Origin of the sequence: Serratia sp. LACPHL-BACT-2024-00286 (genome assembly GCF_043109535.1) — a bacterium.
Classification (GTDB): domain Bacteria; phylum Pseudomonadota; class Gammaproteobacteria; order Enterobacterales; family Enterobacteriaceae; genus Serratia; species Serratia sarumanii.
The window spans coordinates 41,765-59,484 of the sequence record NZ_JBICNA010000013.1 but is presented as its reverse complement, the minus strand read 5'-3'; the positions used below and the strand labels follow the sequence as shown (position 1 = coordinate 59,484).

The following is a 17,720-nucleotide window of genomic DNA, read 5'->3' as shown; positions in this document are numbered from 1 at the left end:
TTTGTCGCCCTGCGGCGGGGAAAAGTTGTGATGCATCTCTCTTTTAGCGCACTCTGCGCGCCTTTCCCTGCGCAATCCTCAGGGGAAAAGGGGCAACTCTCGGCGATTCGCCGTAATCATGGTAAAATCGGCTTTTTTACGTACCGGGATATTTGCGATGAACTCAACCACCCAGGAAAAGCTGCTGGCGCAGGCGGAACGCCTCTGCCAGCAACGCAATGTGCGATTGACGCCGCAGCGGCTGGAAGTGCTGCGTCTGATGACTCAGCAACCCGGTGCAATCAGCGCTTATGACCTGCTCGATCTGCTGCGCGTCGCCGAACCGCAGGCCAAGCCGCCGACGGTCTATCGCGCGCTGGATTTTCTGCTGGAGCAAGGGTTTATCCATAGAGTGGAATCCGCCAACAGCTACGTGCTGTGCCACCATTTTGAACAGCCGATGCACACGTCCGCACTGTTTATCTGCGACCGCTGCGGCCAGGTGACCGAACGCACCACTGAAGGCGTAGAGGAAACGCTGCAGAAGCTGGCGCAGGAAGCCGGATTTGCGCTGCGGCACAGCGTGGTAGAAGCGCACGGTCTGTGCGCCGGCTGCGTGGAGGTTGAGGCTTGCGACAGCAAGCATGACTGCGCCGAACACGATCACAGCATCGCCGTCAAGAAGAAGTAAGACGAAGTCAGGTACCTCCCTGTACCTGCGGCCGGGGCGCCAGAGGATGAGAGCGACGCCGGCCTGCGCTGGGCAAGCCGCCTTCAATGGCGGCCCTGCAAATTACCAGCGGTGTTTGGTGTGTTCTTCCCAGGCCTTCACCTCTTTCTCGGCCGCCTCTTTCTGGTAACCGTAGCGCTCCTGGATTTTGCCGACCAGCTGTTCGCGTTTCCCTTCGATGACCGTCAGATCGTCATCGGTCAGCTTGCCCCATTTTTCCTTCACTTTGCCTTTCAGCTGCTTCCAGTTACCGTCGGCTTGATCTTTATTCATAGTCTCTCCGTTAACCTGTGGTGAATCAGTGATCCCTGTCGCCGGCCGGGGTTAACCAGAAATTTTTCTGGCTGATGCTCCCTTCACCTTAAGGAGCACCGTTCCCCTTCATGTACCGGCCACATGATTCATTCTAGTTAAACGTGGAAATAAAAAAGCCAAAACACAGAACAAAAAACCATTAACTGACAAAATAAAAACAAAAAACGCCAGCAAACAACGAACTAACGCGAACGGGACCAGGCTGAAAACATGTAAGCAAACATGACATAAAACATAAGAAAAACTGACCATTACCCCAACAAAATGCCCGGGTTAATGTGCGGTAAACCAGCTGCCGCGCACCTGGTGGCGGTGCCAAATCCAGCCCAACGCCACGCCGCGCAACGTCAGAAACACCGCCAGCGCCAGCCAAAGCCCGTGGTTGCCAAGCAGCGGCACGCTGAACAGCGTCAGACCATACCCTGCCGCAGCCACCGCCATGCTGTTACGCATCTCGGCGCCGCGCGTGGCGCCGATAAACATGCCGTCCAGCAAATAGCACCACACCCCGACCAGCGGCAGAATGACCTGCCACGGTAAATAATGGGCGGCCAACGCACGCAGCTCCGGCAAGGAGGTCAACGCCGCCACGATCTGCTGGCCGGTAACGGCATACGCCAGGCCGAAGGCCAACGCGACCAGCCCCGCCTGCCTGCAGGCCGCGTGCCACACCTTACGCAGTTGGCTATCGTCCCGGGCGCCGTAGGCGTGGCCTGAATGGGCCTCCACCGCATAAGCGAAGCCGTCGAGCGCATAGGCGGTGAACGTCAGCAGATTCATCAATACCGCATTGACCGCCACCACCTCGCTCCCCAGGCGAGCGCCGAAAATGGTCAGCGACGCAAAGCACAGTTGCAGCAACAGTGAACGCAGCATGATATCGCGGTTGAGCGCCAGCAGGCGACGCAGATCGCCGCGCCAGGCCTGGCGCAGCATCGGCAGGGTAATACCGCGCAGGCGCATCACCCGCCACGCCAGCCACAGGCCGAGCAACAGCGTGGCGTATTCGGCGATGGCGGTGGCCGCCGCCGCCCCTCGCACGTTCCAGCCCAGGCCCATCACCAGCCAGATATCCAGTACGATATTCAGCAGGTTGCCGACGATCAGCAGGATCACCGGCGCCCGCACGTACTGCACGCCGAGCAGCCAGCCCAGCAGCACCAGATTGGCCAGCGCCGCCGGGGCGCTGAGCCAGCGGATCTCAAGAAAACGCCGCGCCTGTTCCAGCACTTCGCCATCGCCACCGACGATCCGCAGCGCCAGTTCGATCAGCGGATAACGCAGCAGGACGATCGCCGCTCCGGCCAGCAGCGCCAACAGCAGCGGTTGCATAAAGGCGCGCGCCAGCGCCTGCGGGTTCTGTGCCCCCAGCGCCTGCGCCGCCAGGCCGGTGGTGCTCATGCGCAGGAACAACAGCAGCATGAACAGGAAGCTGGTCGCCACCGCGCCGATCGCGACGCCCCCCAGATAGATCGGGCTGTCGAGGTGGCCGATCACCGCGGTGTCCACCAGCCCGAGCAGCGGCACGGTAATATTGGAAAAAATCATCGGCAGGGCCAGGCGCCACAGAGCTTTATCGGTGTCGCTGGTAAAGGCGGAAATCAAGCGCATGATGAGACGTTCCCGTAGCGGTGGCGAATGGCAAGGTCAGAAACAAAAACGCCCCAGAACAGGGGCGATTGATACAGGAGGCGGCACTGAGGGTGCGACGATTAAATCCAGTCGCCGTTGCGGATCACGCCGACCGCCAGCCCTTCGATAGTGAAATTCTGCTGACGCAGATCGACCACGATCGGTTGGAATTCGTTGTTCTCTGGCAGCAGTTCAACCACGTTGCCGTGCTTTTTCAGGCGCTTGACCGTCACTTCGTCTTCGATGCGCGCCACCACGACCTGGCCATTGCGCACGTCTTGCGTTTTGTGCACCGCCAGCAGATCGCCATCCAGAATGCCGATGTCGCGCATCGACATGCCGTTCACCCGCAGCAGGAAATCGGCGCTCGGTTTAAACAGGGAAGGATCCACCTGGTAGTGCCCTTCGATGTGCTGCTGCGCCAGCAGCGGCTCGCCGGCGGCGACGCGGCCGATCAGCGGCAGCCCTTCTTCTTCTTCCATCAGCAGGCGGATACCGCGCGAAGCACCGGAGACGATTTCGATCACGCCTTTGCGTGCCAGCGCCTTCAGGTGTTCTTCGGCGGCGTTAGGCGAACGGAACCCCAGACGCATCGCGATCTCGGCACGCGTTGGCGGCATGCCCGTTTGCGAAATGTGCTCGCGAATCAGGTCGTAGACCTCTTGCTGTCTGGTAGTTAGTGCTTTCATTCCGCCCCCTGTTTGTTTATACAGTCTTGCTGTGAGTATATACAGGTAAGCGCGGATTGGGAACCGAAGATTAAATAAAAATCAGTCAGTAGGCGCTTTTCGTCAGCCGAAGTGCTGCCATAAGACCGTGCCCCAAACGAACAGCGCGAGCACGATCGCCAGCGACACCGCCGCCGATCCCATGTCCTTGGCCCGGCCGGACAGCTCGTGATGTTCGCTGCCGATGCGATCCACCACCGCCTCGATCGCGCTGTTCAGGATCTCGACGATCATCACCAGCGCTACCGATCCGATCAATAAAATGCGCGCTATCGCACCCACATCCAGCCAGACAGCCAGTATGATAGCCAGGAGGGTGACCACCAGTTCCTGGCGGAACGCCGCTTCGTGTTGCCAGGCGGCGGAAAGCCCTTTATAGGAATAGCCGGCGGCCTTGATGATGCGGGTCAGGCCGGTTGCTTGGTTTGCCATGTTTTCGTGCCTTTCTCAGAGGTCGGTCATAATAAAAAGAGTCTAGAACAGTCCGCGCTGACGGCTCTCGGATTTCGAACACCACAGATCTGCTACCCGGTTTCTGGTATGCTTGCGGCGCATTGCTAACAAGAGGCTTCACGTTGTTATGTCAGGTTGGCGTAAAATTTATTATAAAATATTGAATTTACCACTTAAATTGTTGGTAAGAAGTAAGGTCATCCCTTCAGATCCGGTTACCGAGCTAGGGTTGGATCCCTCACGGCCGATTTTGTATGTTTTACCTTACAATTCCAAGGCGGATTTGCTGACGCTGCGCACCCAGTGCCTGGCGCAGGATCTGCCCGATCCGCTCAACTCGCTGGAGATCGACGGCACCGTGCTGCCGAGCTACGTGTTCATTCACGACGGCCCGCGCGTGTTCCGCTATTACACCCCGAAAGAAGAGTCGGTAAAGCTGTTCCACGACTATCTGGATCTGCATCGCAGCAATCCGGATCTCGACATTCAGATGCTGCCGGTTTCGGTGATGTTCGGCCGCTCGCCGGGCCGCGAAGGCCACGGTACGCCGCACCTGCGTCTGTTGAACGGCGTGCAGAAATTCTTCGCCGTGCTGTGGCTCGGCCGCGACAGCTTCGTGCGTTTCTCCAACACCGTTTCGCTGCGCCGCATGGCCACCGAACACGGAACGGATAAAACCATCGCGCAGAAACTGGCGCGCGTGGCGCGCATGCACTTCTCGCGTCAGCGCCTGGCCGCGGTGGGCCCGAGCCTGCCGGCCCGTCAGGATCTGTTTAACAAGCTGTTGGCGTCCAAAGCGATCGAAAAAGCGGTCGAGGACGAAGCGCGCAGCAAGAAGATCTCACACGAGAAGGCCCAGCAAAACGCCATCGCGCTGATGGAAGAGATCGCCGCCGATTTCTCCTACGAAACCGTGCGCCTGTCCGACCGCGTGCTGAGCTGGACCTGGAACCGGCTGTATCAGGGCATCAACGTCACCAACGCCGAGCGCGTGCGCCAGCTGGCGCAGGACGGCCACGAGATCGTCTACGTGCCCTGCCACCGCAGCCACATGGACTATCTGCTGCTGTCCTACGTGCTGTATCACCAGGGCCTGGTGCCGCCACACATCGCCGCCGGCATCAACCTCAACTTCTGGCCGGCCGGCCCGATCTTCCGTCGCCTGGGCGCGTTCTTCATCCGCCGCACCTTCAAGGGCAACAAGCTGTACTCGACGGTGTTCCGCGAATACCTCGGCGAGCTGTTCACCCGCGGTTACTCGGTGGAATACTTCGTGGAAGGCGGCCGTTCCCGCACCGGGCGCCTGCTGGAGCCGAAGACCGGCACCCTGTCGATGACCATCCAGGCGATGCTGCGCGGCGGCACCCGTCCGATCACGCTGGTGCCGATTTACATCGGTTACGAGCACGTGATGGAAGTGGGTACCTATGCCAAAGAGCTGCGCGGCGCCACCAAGGAAAAAGAGAGCCTGCCGCAGATGCTGCGCGGCCTGCGCAAGCTGCGCAACCTGGGCCAGGGTTACGTCAACTTCGGCGAACCGCTGCCGTTGACGGCTTACCTCAACCAGAACGTGCCGCAGTGGCGCGAGTCGATCGATCCGATCGAAGCCCAGCGCCCAAGCTGGCTGACGCCGACGGTCAACGATCTGGCCGGCCAGATCATGGTGCGCATCAACAACGCCGCCGCGGCCAACGCCATGAACCTGTGTTCCACCGCGCTGCTGGCCTCGCGTCAGCGTTCGCTGACCCGCGAGCAGCTGATCGAACAGCTCGAGTGCTACCTGCAGCTGATGCGCAACGCGCCTTACGCGCGTGACGTCACCGTGCCGACGCAAACGCCGGACGAGCTGCTGGATCACGCGCTGAACATGAACAAGTTCGAGGTGGAGAAGGACAGCATCGGCGACATCATCATCCTGCCGCGCGAGCAGGCGGTGCTGATGACCTATTACCGCAACAACATCCACCACCTGCTGGTGCTGCCGTCGCTGATCGCCAGCATCGTGATGCATCACCGACGGGTATCGCGCGCCGAGCTGCTGCGCCAAATCGGCATGATCTATCCGATGCTGAAAGCCGAGCTGTTCCTGCATAACGACAAGGAACAGCTGCCGGAGGTGCTGCGGCCGGTGATCGACGAGCTGATCCGTCAACAGCTGATCTGCGACAAAGGCGACGAGCTGGTGCTGAACCCGGCGCGCATTCGCCCGCTGCAGCTGCTGGCCGCCGGGGTGCGCGAAACCCTGCAACGCTACGCCATCACCATGTCGATCCTCAGCGCCAACCCGAGCATCAACCGCGGCGCGCTGGAGAAAGAGAGCCGCATCATGGCGCAGCGTCTGTCGGTGCTGCACGGCATCAACGCGCCGGAATTCTTCGACAAGGCGGTGTTCTCCACCCTGGTGGCAACGCTGCGCGAAGAAGGCTATATCAACGACAGCGGCGATGCGATCCGCGAGCACACCCTCGAGGTGTACAACATGCTGAGCGATCTGATCACGCCGGAGATCAAGCTGACCATCGAAAGCGTCAACATGCCGGAAGAAACCAACGCCCTGCCGCAATCCGATGCGGAAGAAGAGAAAGACGAGTGATTTCGCCCGGCGCGGAAACACAAAAGGCACCCTCGGGGTGCCTTTTTTCTTGCGGAAGGGAAGCGTTACGTCGGCAGATAGCTCAGCGCGATGCCGATGAACACCACCAGCCCCACATAGTTGTTCTGCAGGAAGGCCTTGAAGCAGGCCTCGCGCTCGCGGCCGGCGATCTGTTTCTGCTGGTGAATGAACAGCGCGCCCGCCAGCAGCAGTGACCAGTAAAACGCCCCGCCGAGCTGCGCCAGATAACCGACCCACACCAGCAGCAGCAGCGTCGCGAACTGCAACAGCCCGACGATCAGCTTGTCATAACGGCCGAACAGGATAGCGGTGGATTTGATGCCGATCTTCAGGTCATCGTCGCGGTCGACCATCGCATACAGCGTATCGTAGGCCACCGTCCAGCAGATGTTGGCCAGCAGCAGCAGCCAGCAGCTGAGCGGCAGCGATTCGCTGACCGCCGCATAGCCCATCGGAATGCCCCAGCCGAACGCGGCGCCCAGCACGAACTGCGGCAGGTTGGTCACCCGCTTCATAAACGGGTACGCCCAGGCCAGCGCCAGCGCCGCCAGCGACAGCCAGATGGTCATAGCATTCAGCGTCAACACCAGGCAGAACGAGATCAGCACCAGCACCACGAACAGCACCTTGGCCTCTTTCGCGCTCACCCGGCCGCTCGGCATCGGCCGCCCGGCGGTGCGTTTCACGTAGCCGTCCACCGCGCGATCGGCGTAGTCATTCACCACGCAGCCGGCGGCGCGCATCAGGAACACGCCGAGCACGAACACCAGCAAAATCGACAGCGGCGGCACGCCTTTCCCGGCCAGCCACAGCGCCCACAGCGTCGGCCACAGCAGCAACAGCGTGCCGATCGGTTTATCAATGCGCATCAAATGGCTGTAAGCCCGCCATTTACTTTGAGTCACGCTTCCCTCCAAGGTCTTGCTCTCCTCTCTTATGCAGGAACCGCTGAATACAGCGGCGAAGCCGGTAAAAACAGTTCGGTCAGCAGCAGCGGTTTGCCCGCCAGCCGCAGCCGTGAACGGCGCGCCCACAGCGCGTCCTGCCGGCCGATATGGATATAGTCGCGGGTCAGCTCGCCGCTGCTGAACAGGTAGCGCCCCAGCGGCAGCGTGCCCAGATCCACCAGCGCCTGGTCGGGGCCGGTCAGCGTATTTTCCGGGATCACCGTGCGCCCCAGCAGCCAGGGCTGGTCGTCGCCCAGCAGCACCACTTCGCGCAACCAGTAGCGCGGGCTGTCGGGCAGGTGCTTCGCCTCGTCGCCCAGCGCCTCGCGCGTGACGAAGCATTCGCGCTGCGGTTCGACGCGCACCTGGGCGCAATGGCGTTCAAATCGGCGGGTCATGGAGCCTAACTCCATCAGCCAGTCGCTGACGGCGGCGGGCGCCGGAGGATCCTGTTCGGACAACCACTCCAGCGGCGGCAGGATGGAATCCCTGATGCCAGACATTGCTTTACTCCTCGCCTGAACCGCAGCCGGTACGGCGCGCCAGACGATACAAACTGTTAACAGGCCCCCATTGTAGCGCAGAAATGCGAAAGCGGCAGGCTGATTCGTGGCGAAAACGGCAGGCCTATCGGCCGGAAAAACCGGGGTTCTGTCATCTTTTTGCCATCCGTATTCTCTATCTTCGTTCCCCGGCACGATGACGATTCTGTGATCGCCTGCAAAGTTTCATCTTTGTCGCGTTGTTTTATCTACGCGCGTAGATACTCTGACACCGCAGCGTTGAATCGCCATGCGTCCGACATCATTTGTCGGCACACCTTTGTTGCCGGCACCAGGGAAACCATCTTTAACCGCGCCCCTCCAGGCGCAGAACAAAAGAGGATAGCACCGTCATGAGCGAAACAACGCTTGCCACTCCACAGACCGCCGACGCCGCGCTGGCGGCCGATGAACGCCTGGCAACCAAAGAGGGGCGCAGCCAATTTTGGCGCGCCACCTTCTCCTGCTGGCTCGGCACCGCCATGGAATACGTCGACTTCGCGCTGTACGGCCTGGCGGCCGGCATGGTGTTCGGCGATGTGTTCTTCCCCGAGGCCACGCCGCTGGTCGCTCTGCTGGCCAGCTTCGCCACCTACTCAGTCGGTTTCGTCGCGCGGCCGATCGGCGCGCTGGTGTTCGGCTGGATCGGCGATCGCAAAGGCCGCCGCGTGGTGCTGATCACCACCGTGGCGCTGATGGGCATTTCCACCACGCTGATCGGCCTGATCCCGTCCTATGCGCAAATCGGCGTCTGGGCGCCCACCTGCCTGGTGATCCTGCGCTTCGCGCAGGGGTTCGGCGCCGGCGCGGAGCTGTCCGGCGGCGCGGTGATGCTGGCGGAATACGCGCCGGCCAAGCGGCGCGGGCTGGTGGCCTCGATCATCGCCATCGGCTCCAACAGCGGCACCCTGCTGGCGTCGCTGGTATGGCTGCTGGTGCTGCAGCTCGACAAGGAAGATCTGATGAGCTGGGGCTGGCGCATTCCGTTCCTCGCCAGCATTCTGATCGCCGGGGTGGCGCTGTACCTGCGCCGTCACGTGCGCGAAACGCCGGTGTTCGAGCGCGAGCTGCAACAAAACCACCAGCGCATGCTGGACGCCGCTCAGGCCGCGCCGGACTCACGCAGCTACCTGCAGCGCACCAAAGCGTTCTGGGTGATGCTCGGCCTGCGCATCGGCGAAAACGGCCCCTCCTATCTGTGCCAGGGCTTTATCGTCGGCTACGTCGCCAAGGTGCTGATGGTCGATAAATCGGTGCCGGCGCTGGCGGTGCTGATCGCCTCGCTGTGCGGTTTTCTGGTGATCCCGCTGGCCGGCTGGCTGTCCGATCGCTTCGGCCGCCGCGTCACCTACCGCTGGTTCTGCCTGCTGCTGGTGCTGTATGCCTTCCCGGCGTTCTGGCTGCTCGACAGCCGTGAACCGGCGATCGTCATCTCGGTGATCGTGGTCGGCATGTGCATCGCATCGCTGGGGATCTTCGGCGTGCAGGCGGCCTACGGCGTCGAACTGTTCGGCGTGAAGAACCGCTACTCCAAGATGGCGTTCGCCAAGGAGCTCGGCTCGATCCTCTCCGGCGGCACCGCGCCGCTGATCGCCACCGCGCTGCTCTCCGGCTTCGGTCACTGGTGGCCTGTCGCCGCCTATTTTGTTGTAATGGCGGGCATCGGCTTAATCACCACCTTCTTTGCTCCCGAAACCCGCGGCCGCGATCTCAACCTGCCGCAGGATGCCGCGTAGCGAGAAGGCGAACAGGATCTCAATTTGGATAATCACTCCGCGCGACGCGTTACCCGCGCCGACGTGGCCCGCGTAGCGGGCACCTCCGTCGCCGTGGTCAGCTACGTGATCAACAACGGCCCGCGCCCGGTGGCGGAAGCCACCCGGCTGCGCGTGCTGGCGGCGATCGAGCAGACCGGCTACCGGCCGAACGACATCGCGCGGGCGCTGGCCTCCGGCAGCACGCAAACCTACGGGCTGGTGGTGCCGGATATTTCCAACCCGTTCTTCGCCACTCTGGCGCGGGCGCTGCAGCAGGAAGCCTTCAACCGCGGCCGCGTGCTGCTGCTGGGCGACGCCGGCGACGATCGTCAGCGCGAGTATGAGCTTATCAACAACCTGCTGCGCCGCCAGGTCGACGGCCTGCTGTACACCAGCGTCGATCGCCACCCGTGGTTCGATCTGATCCGCGCTTCCGGCACCCCCTGCGTGATGATAGACACCATCGACAGCCAGGCCGGCGTCTGCGCCATCCGCGTCGACGAGCGCGACGCCGCCTGCCAGGCGACCCGCCATCTGCTGCAGCACGGCTATCGCGACATCGGCATTTTTATCGGTCCGCTGACCATGCTCAACGCGCAGGATCGCCTGAACGGCTGGCGCGATGCGCTGCTGGAGGCGGGCATCGCGCCACGCGACGCGTGGATTTTCGAAGCGCCCTACACCCGCCAGGGCGGTTACCAGGCCACCCAGCGCCTGGTGCAAGGCCCGCGCCCGCGCGCCGTTTTCACCTCCAACGAGCAGCAGGCGCTCGGCTGCCTGTCGGCGCTGGCGGAGCATGGGCTGCGCGCGCCGGACGATCTGGCGCTGATCTGTTTTAACGGCACGCAACAATCCGAATTCAGCGTGCCGCCGCTCAGCGCGGTCGAGCAGCCGATCGACGCCATGGCCAAGCGGGCCATCGCCATGCTGGCCGCCGGCGCCGCGCCCGCCGAGCTGCATGAATTCGCTTTTCAACTGCGCATCCGCCGTTCGTGCGGCTGTTAGCGGTTTTTCAGGACACCTTATATGCGTTTAATCATTGATTGCGATCCCGGCAACGGCGTTCCCGGCGCCAACGTCGACGACGGCCTGGCGCTGGCCCTGGCGCTGGCGGCCAAACCGCAGCTGCAGCTGGAGTTGATCAGCATCGTGGCCGGCAACACCCCGCGTGAAGTGGGCTTCGCCGTCGCCACCGATCTGCTGGCGCAGAGCGGCTATCAGGTGCCGGTCGCCCTCGGCGCGGCGCGCGCCCTGAGCGAACCGCCGGAGCCGTGGCGCGCACACCTGGACCGCCCGATCGCCGATCCTAAGCTGGCGGCGCTGTGGCGTGACCTGCCCGCGCCCTCGCTGGCCAACGCGCCCGCGCCGGACGCCGCCATCGCCATCGGCGAACTGATCTGCCGGCATCCCGGCGAGATCACGCTGGCGGCGATCGGCCCGCTGACCAACGTTGCGCACGCCATGCAGCTTTACCCGCAGATGGCGCAGGCGGTGAAAGAGATCGTGATCATGGGCGGCGTGTTCAACGTTGAGGGATATATCAAGGACACCAATTTCGGCCTGGATCCGGAAGCGGCGCGGCTGGTGTTGAACAGCGGCGCCGCTATCACGCTGGCGCCGCTGGATGTCACCACTCAGACCATGCTGACCCAGGCGGATCTGGCCGCGTTGACCCAGCCGGATACCCCGCTGTGCCGCTATTTGCGCGCCACGACGCAGCCGTGGATCGACTATTCGCGCCATACGCGGCGCCTGCCGGGCTGCTGGATCCATGATGCGCTGGTGATCGCCTGGCTGCTGGCGCCGCAGCTGGTCACCACCGAGATGTTTCATGTGGATGTGGCGCTGGAAGGGGCGTTGACGCGCGGCAGCTCACGCCGCTGGCGGCCGGACAGCCTGCGCCTGACGGTCGGCATGCCGGCGCCGCAGGGCAAGCCGGTGCGCGTCATGCAGCAGGTGGACAACGCCCGTCTGTTGGCGTTGATCGGCGCAACGCTGGCCCGCGGATGAAAAAAGGTGCGCCAAAGCGCACCAATCATCGAGCCAGCATCGGCAGCGCCGGGTGTTACCCCTTGCCTTTAACGCTGCTGATAAACGTTTTACGCGCGGTGGTCGAGCCCAGTTTCTCGGCCTCATTCATCAGCTTCAGCGCCTTGTCGATATCGCCCGCCTTCACCGCCTGCTTGATGCCGTTATTGAAGTAGCTTTCGGTATCGTTGAGCATCGGCTCCGCCGGTTTCTCCGGCGCAGGCGCAGGCGCCGCCACGGCGGCCGGTGCGGTCGAGCCCACCACCACCGGCGCCACGGTCGGCGCAGGCTGCAGCATGCCGATCATCACGTTGCCGGTGCCCTGTTCCGCGGTGACCTTAAGCTTCAGCGTGCCGGTCGTCGCGTGGCCGGCGATCGGATCCGGGATATCCGGCACCGCGTTGCCCACGCCCTGCGCATAGGCCTTGGCCGGGTTGGTCAGCTGCGTGGTTTTCGCCAAGTCCTGGCGGGTGGTGTACACCAGCAGGTAAATCTGTTTTTGACCGAGCGCCGGCGTCAGTTTCAGCGTGCCTTCGAGGCGATCGGAGGACATCGCCCCCGGCGGCTGATACGGGAAATAGCTGCTCGGGTAATACGCCGCCGGGCGCAGATGCTCGTCCAGCACCAGCACGCTCGGCGCGTACAGCGAATTGTTTTTGGCGAGGCTGCTCAGCGTCACTTCCAGCGAACCGCGATCGGCCGGCAGCGTATAGGCGGCGATCGCTCCCTGAATCTCGCCCTGATTGAGCTGCGGGCTGACGGCGTCGAGCTTCACCTCTTGCGACACCGGCGGCTGCAGCGGCTGCCACGGCAGGCTTTGCAGCGTGGCGGCGCTGATGGCCGGCGCGACGGAAACGTTGGCCGGCGTGTCGGCGTTGGCCGCCAAAGGCGCGCCGACGGTCAGCGCCAGCGACAGGCAGAGTGACAGCAGATTCTTTTTCATCGTTATATCCTCTTTCAGCGCCGCGGCGGATCAGGCAAGAGATCCGGCCGCGGCGAATGCGGTTGGGGGAGAGCCGATGGCCCTCCCCGCCCTGTCGTCGTTACCACCAAATTTCCATCTGGGCGCCGAAGGTGACTTCGTCATCCTTGCCGCGGCTGAAGGTATGCATGCTGGTGTCGTTGTAAGCGGTGCCGGTGTTATACCCGGTGTCGTCACCGGTGGCGTAGCCCCACTTCTCATCCCACTTGGCGTAGGTGGCGAACAGGCGGATGGCCGGACGCGACCAGATGCTGTTGCCCGCCTGCCACTGCTGCGCCAGGGTCACTTTATACTGGCCGTTGCGATCGCCGGTGCGCTGGGATTTGACGTTGTCATAGCCGGCTTCCAGCAGGGTGCTCATGATCGGCGTCCATTTGTACATCGGGCGCACGCCCACGGTGTACCAGGTGGTGCCGTTGTTGTTGTCGCGGTCGATGTCCTGGAACATGGCGACGTACATCAGCGCCCATTGATCGTTGAAGTCGATGGCGCCGTGATCCAGCACGCGGATCATCTTGCCGTTGTTATCGATGGTGGCGCCTTCGTTGCGGCCGTTGTTCTGCGAGGTCATCGAGTCGGTGGCGTACTGCAGCACGAATTTGTTGTAGCCGTTCAGGATGCTCTGCGTGTGTTCCGCGGTGAACATCCAGCCGTCTTTGCTGGCGCCGTCGGCCAGGCGATAGTTATCCTGCGCATTGGCGCGGCCGTAGTCCACGCCCAGCTCCAGGGTGCCGCCCGGGTTCAGCTCCAGGCCGGCCAGACGCAGGTCGAAAGTGTCGTTGACGGTTGGGCGCTGTTTCCATTCGTTATCCAGGTAGCCGTAAGAGCCGCCGGATTCGGAGTTGCGGGTCACGGCGGCGGACAGCTTGCCGAAGCCCAGATCGATGTTTTCCAGACCGGCGCCCGGGCCGGAGATATCCCAGTAGTAGAAGTCGATCATGTGAACGTCATGACGCTGATAGAAGCGCTTACCGGCCCACAGCGTGGAGCCCGGCAGCCAGTCGATCAGGTTTTTACCCTGCACGTTGACTTCGCGGAAGCCCGGGGTCACGTCTTCCCAGTCGGAACGTTGCGAGACCGAATAGGCCAGGTTGGTGTCGAAATAGAAGCTTTTGTCGCCTTCTTTCCACACTTCCTGCCCCAGTTTCAGTTCGGCGTAGGTTTCGCATTCGTTGCCGAGACGGTATTTGCTCGCGGCGCCGGTGGCCTTGAAGCACTGTTGCTCACCGCCGCTGCCGGTCCAGCCGATGCCGGAACGGGCGTAACCGTGAAAATCCACGGCCAGCGCCTGTGTAGAGAGAACACCGGCGGCGACAGCCAGTGCCAGAGGAAGTTTGCGCAGAGTAGTCATCATTATTCTCCTGTTATACCGACTTTGATGCTTTAAACGCCCGGCTCCTGGTGCAGCCGTTTACATGCCGTACCGTCTTCACGGAACAGGTGGCAACGATGTGGCGGCAGGCCGATGGCGAATGTGGCACCTTCTTCTACCAGCACCACGTCATTCTGGCGGTACACCAGGTTTTGACGGATGGCCGGGATTTGGATGTGGATTTGCGTCTCGTTGCCGAGCTGCTCCACCACCTGTACGTCGCCGGTAAGCCGCACTTCTGAGGCTTCGCCGGGCAGCAGATGTTCAGGGCGAATGCCCAGTGACAGGTTGGCGCCGGGCTGAACGCCCTCGCCTTCCACCGGCAGCCAGACCAGCTGGCGGTTGGGCAGTTCGACCTGCACCTGTTGCGGCTGCGCCGCGGTCACCTTGACCGGCAGGAAGTTCATCTTCGGCGAGCCGATAAACCCGGCGACGAAGCGGTTGGCCGGGTAGTGGTACAATTCCAGCGGCTTGCCGACCTGCGCCACGCGACCGGCGTCGAGCACCACGATCTTGTCGGCCAGCGTCATCGCTTCGACCTGATCGTGGGTGACGTAAATCATGGTGCGCTGCAGGCGCTTGTGCAGACGGGAAATCTCGATGCGCATCTGCACCCGCAGCGCGGCGTCGAGGTTGGACAGCGGTTCGTCGAGCAGGAACACGTCCGGCTCGGCCACCAGCGTGCGGCCGATCGCCACGCGCTGACGCTGCCCGCCGGACAGCGCCTTCGGCCGCCGATCGAGCAGGTGCGCCAGCTGCAACACCTCGGAAACCTGATTCACCCGTTGATTGATTTCCGCTTTCCTGGCGCCGGCCAGCTTCAGGCCGAACGACATGTTGTCCGCCACCGACAGGTGCGGATACAGCGCGTAGGACTGGAACACCATGCCGATGCCGCGCTCGGAAGGCGGCACCTCATTCATGCGTTTCTCGCCGATCAGCAGGTCGCCGGAGGTGATGTCCTCCAGCCCGGCGATCATGCGCAGCAGCGTCGATTTACCGCAGCCCGACGGCCCGACAAACACCACAAACTCGCCGTCTTCGATGGTCAGATTGACGTCTTTGGAAATCACGGCCTCACCGAAGGCCTTATAAACGCTGCGCAGTGTCACGCTAGCCATGCGTTACTCCCCTGCTTTCGCAGTTAACATGTCGTGTGAAAATGGCGGAGGCAAAGCCCGCCAAAACCCATTGATGACCCTCTTGCTGCGCGCCGTGCTGCCATGCCAATGGCAAGGTCGCCTCAGACGGCGCGGCCGCCTGAGTATAAGGCTGCAGGTTTATCAGCGCTTCAAGGCATTGATCCTGATGGGTAATAAGTAAGCGCACCACGCCGTCCCGCTGGCTGATCGCGTTCAATTCGCCGCGCTGGATGAGCGGCGAACGGCGCAGGGCCAACAGCGCCTGGCAGTAACGTAAGGTGGAGTGGCTGTCGTGCTGTTGGCGGCTGATGGCCAATGCGCGGTGTTCGATCGCCACCTGTTGATACCAGCTGATTTCGCCGGCGGTGACCTGTTCGGGGGCTTCATGCCACGGCATCGGCGTTTGCGCGCCGCGCGGATCCTGCAGCCCGGCGGCATGCGGCAGCCCCAGCTCCTCGCCCTGGTACAGGCAGATCGGCGCCGGCAACATCGCCAACAGCGTCAAAAAGGCGGCGGCGGAACGCAGGTCGCCCTGCCCCCAGCGGCTGACCACTCTTGGCTGATCGGCGTCGCCGGTGCTCCACAGGCTGTCCGCCAACGTGGCGCGGCGGGCGTGCAGCACCGCCACCAGCTTCTCCGCGCTGAACGGCATCACGTCCAGCGCCAGCGCGCCGTGGACGAACCGCTGTGGCGCAACGGCATTGCGAACGCGGTTGGCTTCATCGCCGTACCACAGCGTCAGCCCTTCGGCCGTCACCGTCGCCTCGGCCTCCGGCGCCAGCGTCTGCGGCAGCAACAGGCCGTCGATCGACAGCGCTTTCAGGTACGGCAGCGCCGCCAGCATGCCGTGCGCGTCGCCCACGCCGTCCCCGTTTCCGTCACGGAAACTGGCCGGATGGATCCGGTACAGGGTGGGTTGAGTGGCGATAGGCATTGACGACATAAATCCGGTATCCCTGCTGCGCGTGGCGTTAAAAATCAATGGGCCGATAGTGCGGGAGTCGCCGGAAAGGGTAATCATCCGTAACAGGATTTTTCATGGGGGAGGAGGCGGGAGGATGAGAGAACGACCGCGGCGATGAGAAGTTCCGCGCTTAAGGCAAATCTGTGATCCGTCTGGCAAAAATCGCCCCCCTATTTTGTGCCTGACGCCACAGAATAGAGCGCAACGTTAACTGGATCACACTCCTCATCTCAGGGGCGTAGAGGGGGGGAGGATGAGAATATGTCGCGTTGTGACCCACTATTACCGCGAAACGTCACTCCTTGATTTATGTGCCCACAAAAAGAAGGACTGGATTATGACTCGCAGCATTACCCTCGCCCGCACGCTGGCGCTCTCGGCACTGGCCACCCTGGTGCTCTCTTCTTCCGCCTTCGCCAAGATCGAGGAAGGCAAACTGGTTATCTGGATCAACGGCGACAAGGGCTATAACGGCCTGGCCGAAGTCGGCAAGAAATTCGAAAAAGACACCGGCATCAAGGTTACCGTCGAACACCCGGACAAGCTGGAAGAAAAATACCCGCAGGTGGCCGCCACCGGCGACGGCCCTGACATCATTTTCTGGGCCCACGACCGCTTCGGCGGCTATGCGCAGTCCGGCCTGCTGGCCGAAATCCACCCGTCCAAAGCCTTCCAGGACAAGCTGTTTCCGTTCACCTGGGACGCCGTGCGTTATGACGGCAAGCTGATCGGCTACCCGATCGCCGTCGAGGCGCTGTCGCTGATTTACAACAAAGACCTGGTCAAACAGCCGCCGAAGACCTGGGAAGAGATCCCGGCGCTGGACAAGCAGCTGCGCGCCAACGGCAAGAGCGCCATCATGTGGAACCTGCAGGAACCCTACTTCACCTGGCCTATCATCGCCGCCGACGGCGGTTATGCCTTCAAGTATGAAAACGGCAAATACAACATCAAGGATGTCGGCGTCGCCAACGCCGGTTCGCAGGCCGGCCTGCAGTTCATCGTCGATCTGGTGAAAAACAAGCATATCAACGCCGATACCGATTACTCGATCGCCGAAGCCGCGTTCAACAAAGGCCAGACCGCGATGACCATCAACGGGCCGTGGGCCTGGAACAACATTGAGCAGAGCAAAATCAACTACGGCGTGACGCTGCTGCCGACCTTCAAAGGCAAACCGTCCAAGCCGTTCGTCGGCGTGCTGACCGCCGGCATCAACGCCGCCAGCCCGAATAAAGAGCTGGCGACCGAGTTCCTCGAGAACTACCTGCTGACCAACGAAGGGCTGGCGGACGTCAACAAAGACAAGCCGCTGGGCGCGGTGGCGCTGAAGTCCTACCAGGAAACGCTGGCCAAAGATCCGAAGATCGCCGCCACCATGCAGAACTCGCAAAACGGGGAGATCATGCCGAACATCCCGCAGATGAGCGCCTTCTGGTACGCCGAACGCAGTGCGGTGATCAACGCCGTCAGCGGCCGTCAGACGGTGAAAGCCGCGCTGGACGACGTGCAGACCCGCATCACCAAGTAACGAC

At 62.4% G+C, this 17,720-nt stretch carries 16 protein-coding genes; 6 read left to right on the top strand and 10 right to left on the bottom strand.

Annotated elements, in window-relative coordinates:
* The first annotated feature begins 157 nt into the window (after positions 1 to 157).
* Complete coding sequence (zur, locus tag ACF8MC_RS24750) at positions 158 to 670, top strand: zinc uptake transcriptional repressor Zur (protein WP_085286609.1); 513 nt, start codon at positions 158 to 160, stop codon at positions 668 to 670.
* A gap of 102 nt (positions 671 to 772) precedes the next feature.
* On the opposite strand, the gene ACF8MC_RS24745 is transcribed toward zur, so the two are convergent.
* From ACF8MC_RS24745 to ACF8MC_RS24730, 4 genes are all read right to left on the bottom strand, one after another.
* A complete protein-coding gene (locus ACF8MC_RS24745; RefSeq protein ID WP_033636203.1) occupies positions 773 to 982 on the bottom strand; it encodes a CsbD family protein in 210 nt (69 codons plus the stop codon).
* A 315-nt stretch (positions 983 to 1,297) separates the two neighbouring features.
* Positions 1,298 to 2,635 (bottom strand): MATE family efflux transporter DinF, encoded by a 1,338-nt coding sequence (gene dinF, locus ACF8MC_RS24740; RefSeq protein WP_033636205.1) that lies wholly within the window; start codon positions 2,633 to 2,635, stop codon positions 1,298 to 1,300.
* Between the two features lie 101 nt (positions 2,636 to 2,736).
* Positions 2,737 to 3,345: a transcriptional repressor LexA gene (gene lexA / locus ACF8MC_RS24735; protein WP_004936736.1), complete on the bottom strand. Its 609-nt coding sequence runs from the start codon at positions 3,343 to 3,345 to the stop codon at positions 2,737 to 2,739.
* Positions 3,346 to 3,447: 102 nt separating this feature from the next.
* Positions 3,448 to 3,816, bottom strand: a complete 369-nt coding sequence (locus ACF8MC_RS24730; RefSeq protein ID WP_015379225.1) for a diacylglycerol kinase — start codon at positions 3,814 to 3,816, stop codon at positions 3,448 to 3,450.
* A gap of 148 nt (positions 3,817 to 3,964) precedes the next feature.
* Between ACF8MC_RS24730 and plsB the strand changes: the two genes are divergently transcribed.
* Positions 3,965 to 6,430, top strand: a complete 2,466-nt coding sequence (gene plsB, locus ACF8MC_RS24725; RefSeq protein WP_033649708.1) for a glycerol-3-phosphate 1-O-acyltransferase PlsB — start codon at positions 3,965 to 3,967, stop codon at positions 6,428 to 6,430.
* Positions 6,431 to 6,495: 65 nt separating this feature from the next.
* Here plsB and ubiA read toward each other — a convergent pair whose 3' ends face one another.
* Both ubiA and ubiC read right to left on the bottom strand, forming a co-directional pair.
* On the bottom strand, positions 6,496 to 7,368 hold the full coding sequence (ubiA, locus tag ACF8MC_RS24720) for a 4-hydroxybenzoate octaprenyltransferase (protein WP_033636207.1): 873 nt from the start codon (positions 7,366 to 7,368) through the stop codon (positions 6,496 to 6,498).
* Positions 7,369 to 7,385: 17 nt separating this feature from the next.
* Complete coding sequence (gene ubiC, locus ACF8MC_RS24715) at positions 7,386 to 7,901, bottom strand: chorismate lyase (protein ID WP_033636208.1); 516 nt, start codon at positions 7,899 to 7,901, stop codon at positions 7,386 to 7,388.
* 392 nt (positions 7,902 to 8,293) lie between these two features.
* Between ubiC and ACF8MC_RS24710 the strand changes: the two genes are divergently transcribed.
* The 3 genes from ACF8MC_RS24710 to ACF8MC_RS24700 are packed head-to-tail and all read left to right on the top strand — an operon-like array spanning position 8,294 to position 11,707.
* A complete protein-coding gene (locus tag ACF8MC_RS24710; RefSeq protein ID WP_033654718.1) occupies positions 8,294 to 9,676 on the top strand; it encodes an MFS transporter in 1,383 nt (460 codons plus the stop codon).
* A 24-nt stretch (positions 9,677 to 9,700) separates the two neighbouring features.
* A complete protein-coding gene (locus tag ACF8MC_RS24705) occupies positions 9,701 to 10,702 on the top strand; it encodes a LacI family DNA-binding transcriptional regulator (RefSeq protein WP_060427041.1) in 1,002 nt (333 codons plus the stop codon).
* A gap of 21 nt (positions 10,703 to 10,723) precedes the next feature.
* Positions 10,724 to 11,707 carry a nucleoside hydrolase gene (locus ACF8MC_RS24700; protein ID WP_039569666.1) on the top strand — a complete coding sequence of 328 codons (984 nt, stop codon included), beginning with the start codon at positions 10,724 to 10,726 and terminating at the stop codon, positions 11,705 to 11,707.
* Positions 11,708 to 11,762: 55 nt separating this feature from the next.
* On the opposite strand, the gene malM is transcribed toward ACF8MC_RS24700, so the two are convergent.
* From malM to ACF8MC_RS24680, 4 genes are all read right to left on the bottom strand, one after another.
* The gene (gene malM / locus ACF8MC_RS24695; protein WP_033636212.1) at positions 11,763 to 12,668 is read right to left on the bottom strand and encodes a maltose operon protein MalM; all 906 of its coding nucleotides are present in this window, start codon (positions 12,666 to 12,668) and stop codon (positions 11,763 to 11,765) included.
* Between the two features lie 100 nt (positions 12,669 to 12,768).
* A complete protein-coding gene (locus ACF8MC_RS24690; protein WP_033649704.1) occupies positions 12,769 to 14,058 on the bottom strand; it encodes a maltoporin in 1,290 nt (429 codons plus the stop codon).
* Positions 14,059 to 14,090: 32 nt separating this feature from the next.
* Positions 14,091 to 15,200 (bottom strand): maltose/maltodextrin ABC transporter ATP-binding protein MalK, encoded by a 1,110-nt coding sequence (malK, locus tag ACF8MC_RS24685; RefSeq protein WP_033636214.1) that lies wholly within the window; start codon positions 15,198 to 15,200, stop codon positions 14,091 to 14,093.
* Positions 15,193 to 16,164, bottom strand: coding sequence for an alpha-amylase family glycosyl hydrolase (locus ACF8MC_RS24680; protein WP_033638605.1), 972 nt, complete (start codon positions 16,162 to 16,164; stop codon positions 15,193 to 15,195). The genes malK and ACF8MC_RS24680 overlap by 8 nt, the downstream gene beginning before the upstream one ends.
* 358 nt (positions 16,165 to 16,522) lie before the next feature.
* On the opposite strand from ACF8MC_RS24680, the gene malE reads away from it, so the two are divergent.
* Complete coding sequence (gene malE / locus ACF8MC_RS24675; RefSeq protein ID WP_033636215.1) at positions 16,523 to 17,716, top strand: maltose/maltodextrin ABC transporter substrate-binding protein MalE; 1,194 nt, start codon at positions 16,523 to 16,525, stop codon at positions 17,714 to 17,716.
* Positions 17,717 to 17,720: the final 4 nt, after the last annotated feature.

Coding starts and splice junctions, on each gene's coding strand:
- zur (WP_085286609.1), top strand. CDS start 158: ATGAACTCAACCACCCAGGAAAAGCTGCTGGCGCAGGCGGAACGCCTC.
- ACF8MC_RS24745 (WP_033636203.1), bottom strand. CDS start 982: ATGAATAAAGATCAAGCCGACGGTAACTGGAAGCAGCTGAAAGGCAAA.
- ACF8MC_RS24700 (WP_039569666.1), top strand. CDS start 10,724: ATGCGTTTAATCATTGATTGCGATCCCGGCAACGGCGTTCCCGGCGCC.
- malK (WP_033636214.1), bottom strand. CDS start 15,200: ATGGCTAGCGTGACACTGCGCAGCGTTTATAAGGCCTTCGGTGAGGCC.
- ACF8MC_RS24730 (WP_015379225.1), bottom strand. CDS start 3,816: ATGGCAAACCAAGCAACCGGCCTGACCCGCATCATCAAGGCCGCCGGC.
- malM (WP_033636212.1), bottom strand. CDS start 12,668: ATGAAAAAGAATCTGCTGTCACTCTGCCTGTCGCTGGCGCTGACCGTC.
- ACF8MC_RS24710 (WP_033654718.1), top strand. CDS start 8,294: ATGAGCGAAACAACGCTTGCCACTCCACAGACCGCCGACGCCGCGCTG.
- malE (WP_033636215.1), top strand. CDS start 16,523: ATGACTCGCAGCATTACCCTCGCCCGCACGCTGGCGCTCTCGGCACTG.
- dinF (WP_033636205.1), bottom strand. CDS start 2,635: ATGCGCTTGATTTCCGCCTTTACCAGCGACACCGATAAAGCTCTGTGG.
- plsB (WP_033649708.1), top strand. CDS start 3,965: ATGTCAGGTTGGCGTAAAATTTATTATAAAATATTGAATTTACCACTT.
- lexA (WP_004936736.1), bottom strand. CDS start 3,345: ATGAAAGCACTAACTACCAGACAGCAAGAGGTCTACGACCTGATTCGC.
- ACF8MC_RS24680 (WP_033638605.1), bottom strand. CDS start 16,164: ATGTCGTCAATGCCTATCGCCACTCAACCCACCCTGTACCGGATCCAT.
- ACF8MC_RS24690 (WP_033649704.1), bottom strand. CDS start 14,058: ATGACTACTCTGCGCAAACTTCCTCTGGCACTGGCTGTCGCCGCCGGT.
- ubiC (WP_033636208.1), bottom strand. CDS start 7,901: ATGTCTGGCATCAGGGATTCCATCCTGCCGCCGCTGGAGTGGTTGTCC.